General features: G+C 43.0%; 5 protein-coding genes and 2 pseudogenes. 2 read left to right on the top strand and 5 right to left on the bottom strand.

Features of this window, described 5'->3' with window-relative positions; translation table 11 throughout:
• The 3 genes and pseudogenes from Q0017_RS12740 to Q0017_RS12730 all read right to left on the bottom strand — a co-directional run.
• The coding region (locus Q0017_RS12740; protein WP_298147480.1) for a plasmid recombination protein at positions 1-473 on the bottom strand (473 nt) is incomplete at its 3' end.
• A gap of 645 nt (positions 474-1118) precedes the next feature.
• Positions 1119-1829: pseudogene (gene repM, locus Q0017_RS12735) on the bottom strand (replication initiation protein RepM); the annotation flags it as partial.
• A gap of 555 nt (positions 1830-2384) precedes the next feature.
• Entirely contained in the window at positions 2385-2858 is a 474-nt protein-coding gene (locus tag Q0017_RS12730) for a hypothetical protein (RefSeq protein WP_298147477.1), read from the bottom strand.
• A 46-nt stretch (positions 2859-2904) separates the two neighbouring features.
• On the opposite strand from Q0017_RS12730, the gene Q0017_RS12725 reads away from it, so the two are divergent.
• Both Q0017_RS12725 and Q0017_RS12720 read left to right on the top strand, forming a co-directional pair.
• Positions 2905-3798: a TdeIII family type II restriction endonuclease gene (locus Q0017_RS12725; RefSeq protein ID WP_298147474.1), complete on the top strand. Its 894-nt coding sequence runs from the start codon at positions 2905-2907 to the stop codon at positions 3796-3798.
• Positions 3788-4957 carry a DNA adenine methylase gene (locus Q0017_RS12720; RefSeq protein ID WP_298147470.1) on the top strand — a complete coding sequence of 390 codons (1170 nt, stop codon included), beginning with the start codon at positions 3788-3790 and terminating at the stop codon, positions 4955-4957. Before Q0017_RS12725 ends, Q0017_RS12720 begins: the two co-directional genes overlap by 11 nt.
• Positions 4958-5373: 416 nt before the next feature.
• On the opposite strand, the gene Q0017_RS12715 is transcribed toward Q0017_RS12720, so the two are convergent.
• Positions 5374-6174: a DNA-binding protein gene (locus Q0017_RS12715; RefSeq protein WP_298147468.1), complete on the bottom strand. Its 801-nt coding sequence runs from the start codon at positions 6172-6174 to the stop codon at positions 5374-5376.
• Between the two features lie 435 nt (positions 6175-6609).
• Positions 6610-7611 (bottom strand): annotated as a pseudogene (locus Q0017_RS12710) (hypothetical protein); the annotation flags it as partial.

Genomic DNA, 7611 nt, shown 5'->3' with positions numbered 1-7611 from the left:
AATAGGCCACCTCCCCCGTATTTTCCTCTGGCGTTGAGACGGCCTGTTTTTTCATCGAGGGGAATATCTATGATTTGATAGTGCGGGGTGGCCTCGTCTAAATGAAGAACAATCGACACGGCATGGGGGAATTTTTCGGTAATCCATGGCTCCATGGCGGCCCGCCACGCTTGTAATTTGTCAGCATCATAGACGCCATATTGTTCCTCTCGCCCCTCACGAAAATACTTGGGGCTGGCACTTAAAAGTACCTCAACAGCGAGCACCGCATTTTTGCGAATGGTGAGGTCTTTTGTTTTTTCCTGCGCGGCGGTTACGACATCGCGCGGGGATGTGTTCGAGCCACGCAAAACCAAATTGCTCACATTTGGGTTGGCGTTTGGCGTGGAAATGGTGCGAAGATTGTGCGCGGAAGCGGCCCCAATCTCGCGCCATTTTTTGAGCTTATGAATGCGAAAAACACACATCGGCATAGCAGACTCCGTGATGGTAATCCGGGTAGGCGCTGTGCTGGCCGCGCAGCGCGAAACGGGAATATTTTTTTAGCCCTTGGGCGTTAAGAAAAAATGTGTAGTGAGTGTACACAATTGCATCAGGCCAGTTTTAAAGGCATCGTATCACGCGAGCCAAGGGGTCGGTGTGGAGTCGAACCGACCGCCCTTAATATAAAAAAGTCGCTCGATTATCATCGGCGGCTATTTTTATATTGGGCGGGAGGTGAGCGAAACACCGCTCCTTGGCGAAGGGGGAGACGTGCCGAAAAACTGGCCTGATGAAATTGTGTTAACTGGGGCAGTGCCACCTACTTTATGTGTTGCCGATGGCGGTACGTAAAGTAGGTGGCACTGCCGATGCCTGTCTTGTAGTTAGCTGCGCGCTACTGCGCGCCCTCCACTTAAGGGGCGGGGCGATGCCCCGAAAAGCTAATCCAAAGGCAAGGCGTCACGGGTGGATAGGCAGAGATAAAAGGCAGCAACAAAAACAAAAGACGGAGTTTGTGGCTACATATCAATGATGTGGTACTGGCTAGTTAATCGGGCTAGGAGGTCTGGCCAACTTTCCCCTAGGTAAGCCATTTCCTCGGCCTCTTTTTTTGTGATGCGTTGGCGACCTTTCTTAGCTGTGTTGAGGGTCTTTTCTGCGTTTTTTTGCTTAAAGGTAAAGCTAAAACCCGTAATTGAGCGTCCGCGCTTATGTTGCTCATACTTAGCAGTGATGTCGGTATGTTGATTGATTTGTTTGATAGCAATATCTAAGACACGGCTTTTGAAATGATCCATTCTCAAATACTCGTCAGGCTCAACGCCTAGCTTATGTCTAAAATCGGAAACATCAAAAGTAGGAGTTTTTCCTGTTGCTCTCCATGAGATAACAAGCTCATAGAGACGTATAGCATAAACACTGGTTAGCTCACTGATTTGTTCTATTTCATAGCTGGTGAACTGCTTTTCAAGCTGAGTTATGAGGGGGATCACAGCAGGGGCAAATATAAGCTGCACAATGGCCTCATTCTCAATATAAGCAACCTCACTAACCCACCTGGATTTATGATTGATGACATTACCTTTCTCACTGAAGCTCTGGTAACTGAATTGGCGTAAAAATATATCATCACAGGCATCTTTTAAGGCTTTATATGCGCCATTTCGATGTACACCAAAATGATTTATGTAGCTTTCAGCATGAATTATTAACGGATCTTTGGCGCTAATACCTTTTCCTGACTCCCTAGCTTCTATGATAGCTAGCAGGATTAGCCTCTTCTCAACCAGATCGAAGTTGCAGCTTGCGTTAATGAGCGCGTTATCTTTGACTACAAGTTTTGATATTTTCTTGGTCACTATTTTCACCACTCTGTTTTTATTTCCCCACGTTATCACTCTATGTGGGTTTATGCAAACTAAACGTGGGGGTATTGCAAACTAAACGTGGGGGTATTGCAAACTAAACGTGGGGGTATTGCAAACTAAACGTGGGGGTATTGCCCTTAAGACTGTTTGTTCATAAGGGTTACAGGGGTCTTAAAAGCTTTAAAAGTATTAAAAATAAAAAAGAGTACTCCTGTGGACAACTAGCCGCTAACGCGCTCAAAAAAGTGCAAATGCCACCGTTTTTTCGGTTTAGCAATAAAAAGCAAAGTGGTTTTCAAAAGCCCTCACTTGACTTGAAACGACTAAGATTTTTGTAAGAGGGTAGAAAAACAGCGCGTAGTTTTGCAGGTACAAGATGCGGCTTCTGTTCATTGACATTATGTTGATAATGTCAGATTCAAGGCGTTTAGCGCGATTTTGAGCGCCTGTCTACGTATTTCTACGTAATGGCTACCATCTATACGAAAAAGCCCTTAAATCGTCGATTATGAGCAATTCAAGGGCTTTTTTAAGTTAGTGGTATGCCACTCCGTCTTTTTCAGCTTGGTTTTTTACATACCGCACAAAGTAGGCGTGCAAAGTTAGCAGTTTGTCATGATGCCTTGGCTCCACTTCCTGCCAGTTTATTTCTTTGATTCGTGGAGTCATCTTTTTTCGCCGTGCCGTTTGCAGGACATCGTATAAATTGTAGATTTTCATGGATCGAGCGCTGGAAAAATGGGGGTTTTCTACCGCTTCAAATGGAAACTGTTTAATCTGAGAATCCGTAAAAAAATGCTTAAGGGTGACTTGCGCCATCGTTTCATTTTGTAGTTCAGGTGTGAGCGGTACGCCAGCAATGCGAGCCAAATAGCGGCGTTTGGTTTTATCGGTGTGAATCGTTTGCTTCAGGGTTTCATAGGCTTTTTCACATTTTGGGTAGCTCCATGACTTAATGAATGGGGCGGGTATCCCGTTTTTTCCGTAGTAATTTTGATAAATACGCACATAGCGCTTAAAAAGCGCCCGTTTTTTCGGGAGGATTACAATTACAATGTCAGCTTTATTATTATTTTTAAGGTTGACTGTGGATAATATTACCGTAGATAAAGAAAAAGCTATACGACAAATTGTAAAGTCTAATGTTATTAACTTCGCTCAGATTTTTAGTGGTCGTCATATTAGTGAGATGGATAACCCAAATGGCACTATAAACATGAAAATACATAACGTTTTTATTGCTGCATTAGGCTCTGAGCTTCAGTACTACACTTCTTTGGTACGTTCTTTAGATAGCTCTTTAGGTAACATGCTAGAACAGATGGCGCTTTCCATAGCTGAATTGCGCTTTGAGGTTACTAAGAGTGTTACTGGCTATTTATACCCTGAGCAAACTCAAAAAATTAGTAAGCTTTTAGAGGCTTACAGAAATAGATCCAATCCTATGAAGCCAGAGGTCTCTCACTATGATTTAGTAGAGAAGGCGGCTAGTCACTATAGATCTCTTGATGATCTGGATAGAGAGGGGTTCTATAAAACTCATATAAGCGATTATTACTTTTATGATGAAGAGAATGAGCATCACTACATTATAGAGCTGAAGATTGGTGGTGATTTAGATAATAAGAAAGCACGATCAGAGAAAGAAGCTATTTTTGAGCAGTATGCCATTCTGAAAAACGTGTTAAACGAAGATGCCAAAGTTACTTGTTATTTTGCTACAGCATACAATAGGTTTGGAGAAGGCCAGCCTTGGGAGCAAGGTAGAGTTAGACAATTTTTCAGTAAGGATGAGCTTCTAATAGGTGCGGATTTTTGGAATTTTGTTTGTGATAGTGAAAAAGGATATGAAGTAGTAATCGATGAGTATAAGAAAAACTCAAAATATATTTTAGATGCTTTAGCTAGAATTAAAGAATGTTACTTAGGAAATGAAGATGAGTCTTAGAGTTCCTGGTTTATTAAAATGGCCAGGCGGTAAAGAAAGAGAGCTATTGATATTAAAAGAATATTTTCCTCATTCTATCAATAACTATTATGAACCTTTTGTAGGTGGAGGTTCTGTTTTTTTAAATACTGAAGCTAATAAATACTATATAAATGATTTATATGATGAGCTTTATTATTTTTATAAGTTGTCTATTTCAGAAAATAAAATCTTTAAGCAATACTTAAAAAACATAGATGACTTATGGCTTGATACAAGCTTACTGTTTGATAACAACATAAATTTATTTATGGAATATATAGAGCAACGACATGATGGTGCCGATGTTAACGTTTTTTCTGATAGAGTTTCGAGTATCTTCTATGAGGATACGTTCACTAAAAAATATGGTTACTTTAGTGAAGTACCAGTAGACCTACAAGCAATAATGAAAAAAAATATTGCTTCTAAAGTGAAGAGAATATTGAAACATGAGGAAAAAAGAGGGTTTTTGAACGCCGAGGATCTGGAGAAGAACTTCAAGTCTGCCTTAAAAGCAGCTATTTATACCTATATCAGGGATGTATACAACTTTTTCAGACTCAATAAGGTGGAGAACAAGGCTCTGTATATTGCGTGTTTTTATTTTATAAGAAATTACTGTTATTCCAGTATGTTTCGTTTTAACAGTTCAGGTGGATTTAACGTTCCCTATGGTGGGATTTCATATAATGAAAACTACTTAGGTAAAAAGATAGACTATATCTATAGCCCAAAGAATATAGATAAGTACAGGAGATGTGAGGTTTATAACTTAGATTTTGAGATTTTCATGAGTAAAGGGACATATACCAAAGATGATTTTATCTTTTTGGACCCTCCTTATGACACAGATTTTAGTGATTATGCGGAAAACGTCTTCGATCAAAGTGATCAGGAGAGGCTAGCCAAAGTTTTGTTACGGACAGAAGCTAAGTGGTTATTAGTCACTAAACACACTGATTTTATACAGAGTCTTTATGATAAACCTAATATAAACATTGATCGGTTTGATAAAACGTATCAAGTAAGTTTTAAAAACAGAAATAACAGGAATGTTCAGCATCTGATTATTAGAAACTACTTGAATGAAGGTGGTGCAGTAGAAGAAAGTCAGAATTTAGAGTTAGAGTTGCTATAAAAGGTATTGTATTGATTTTTGATTAAATAAATTTACAGCCTTTTAAAACCTTTTTATACTGGTAAGTCCAAGTGGCCTACCCTGAGAAAGGAGACTTATATATTAAAAGTACAAGAGCTTATATTATGCTCATCCGTAAACCAATGGTAGGTAGCGCAGTAAAGAGCCGCCAGACGTAAGAGAGTCAGCCAAAAAGTAACACCAGACATGGTATCTAGCAAGAGTTACAGGCTGGGTAGATCAGCTTCAATCATTCCTTGAATGATTACCTTTTTCTATTTGTTCAAACTGTTTCCCCCTATTGACATTAGAGCGAGTAATGTCGAAAACCACTGCAAACTAGCCCTTTTGTACACGCAAAAAGCCCCACTCGGACAGTGAGCCAAGTGGGGCTTTTTGCGTGTTGGGCTAGGGGGTTAAGGGCGGTTTTTAGTTTCCTTGGCTAGATAGTCTGTCATGCCCTGAAGTTGCCCACGGTAAGTCGCCGCCGCCTCAGAAGCTTCCCTGGCCGCTTTTAACGCGGTTTCCATGTTTTTCTCGGTGTTAACCAAACGTTGGGCTAGGTCAGCGGCTCTGGCGCGCTCTGATTCGGTTTGCGTGATCGCTACGGCGGCCTGCTGCTTTGCTTCTACCGCTTCGGATTTCGCGCTTTCTAGTGCTGCTGTCGAGGCTTTCAGCTGCTCGTTGAGATCCGTCACCATTTTTCTTAACTGCTCAAGTTCCACTCGACTTTTAGCGGTTTCAATACGGGCTAATTCAGCCGCTTCTTGTTCTCGCTTAATGTCTGCCAGATGTTTAGTAATCGATTGATCCTGCTGCTCCAACAGAAGACGCTGCCTGTCGTTTTCGACTGTGATTTCCTTCACCTGATCCAGTAGAGTGTCACGCTCAGTCTCTAAAAGTTCACCTTCTGAAGAGAGTTCGTCAGCTTCTGCTTGTGCTTCGGCAAGTGCTAATTGAGTCTCAGCTCGAGCAGATGACGCCGCTTGGTGAATGACGTCATGCAAGGCTTGTGTAAGGGCTTTAGGTAGTTCTATAGCGGCTACCAGTTGCGCTGGACGGCTTTCACGCCAACGCTTCAAATGCTTGTGAATGGTGTTAGGGGAGCCGGTACCGAGTTGGTTTCGAATGGCTTGGATACTGGGATGCTCGCCATTTGCGGTGATGCTTTCTGCGGCGGCTGCGACTTCTTCGTAGGTGATACCGAGGCGTGCCATATCGTGCTCCTAAGGTGCTGTATATCATATCTGTATCAATATGATATTACGATACGATATGAAAATACAATACATAATATCCATTTGGCGGCTTTTTGTTGGGGCATCACTTTGTTTGACCCAGAGCCTAGTCGTGATGCCATTATTTGTATTTTTTATTTAAGAGAGTTTTATGATCAAAAAGTACAAATTTTTTTGTTCCACTACTCGTCAAACTGTATGCGAGTAATGTCAGATTGACCCGGTTTAGCGTGGGATTATCACAAAGTAATAACGATTATCACGAACGTGATAATGGCAGCTTTAAACAACAAAAAGCCCTCCTAGGGCTATCAGGAGGGGCTTTTTAATGGAGGTTACTATGAGTAGTAGCGGTACATACGAGAAAAAAGACGACCAAACACCTGTTTTCTTTGGCTGGGTGTAAAACAGTTTTTAGCCTCTAAGGGATGGGTAGCTTTGATTGGGCTCTTCCCTTGATTCTGGCTCTGGTTGTTTCTCGGTGTTTTCCAGTTGCTTTGCTACTTTCAAAAAATGGGCCTCCCTTGCTTTGGCGGCGGCCTTTTCTTTTGCCATGTCATCCATCATTTCCGCGATACCATCGGCAGTTTTTTCCCATTGACCCGCCATGTGTTCAGCCACCACAGAGGCTTCGCCAAAGGTCGTACCGAGTTTATAGATGGCTTCCCTGTACTCGCAGCCATCAAGGGCCAGGATAAGGTTGATAGCGCCCCTGCCACCGCTTTCGGTGGCCGTGTTGTAAAACACCTCGCCACCCTCACGGGCAGCGGCAATGCTGATGGTTGAGCCGTCCTTGAGTGTGTAACTGGTACTGCCGCTGGTGGAGGCTTCTTTTGTGGCCCCATAAAGGCGGGTCAGCACCTCGCCAAGGGGAATAAAGCGCAGCATGTCCGCCATAGAGATGCGGCTAGCGCGTTCTTCGTCTAAGGCGGCGATGAGGGTGTCGGCTTGGTAGGCCTGCTTTCCCGTCTGGCGCTTGAGTTTTCGATTCTCTAGGGCTTGCAGACCCACGGTAGCGGCAACGGCGGCGTTGTGGTCATCGAGGGCTTTGCGTGCTGCCCGATAAACCTTTAGGTCTTTCTCATATTTAGCTCTGGCTTTTTTGTATCTGTCGGCCTCTTTGTCATACGCGGTTCGTGCCGCGCCAAAAAGTGGGCGGCTCCCAGTGAGTGGGGCGGGTTTTTTGGGTCTGGCTGGCACTTTGGGCGCTTGTTTGTCGGCTAAGCTCATGGCTTTATAGATTTGCTTTACCTTTGTATGCTCGGCCTTAGAGCCTTTTAGTCCTCGTTTTATTCCAAGGTGTTCGACGGCTTTCGCGGCCTCGTCCTGCCACTTACTTAATAGGCCACCTCCCCCGTATTTTCCTCTGGCGTTGAGACGGCCTGTTTTTTCATCGAGGGGAATATCTATGATTTG

Source organism: uncultured Acinetobacter sp. (genome assembly GCF_947624825.1).
Classification (GTDB): Bacteria; Pseudomonadota; Gammaproteobacteria; order Pseudomonadales; family Moraxellaceae; genus Acinetobacter.
The sequence above is the reverse complement of the archived record's forward strand: the minus strand, read 5'-3'. Positions and strand labels throughout refer to the sequence as shown.

Bases quoted from the DNA above. Each gene is read 5' to 3' on its own strand.
- Q0017_RS12725 (WP_298147474.1), top strand. From the start codon at position 2,905: ATGTCAGCTTTATTATTATTTTTAAGGTTGACTGTGGATAATATTACC.
- Q0017_RS12715 (WP_298147468.1), bottom strand. From the start codon at position 6,174: ATGGCACGCCTCGGTATCACCTACGAAGAAGTCGCAGCCGCCGCAGAA.
- Q0017_RS12720 (WP_298147470.1), top strand. From the start codon at position 3,788: ATGAGTCTTAGAGTTCCTGGTTTATTAAAATGGCCAGGCGGTAAAGAA.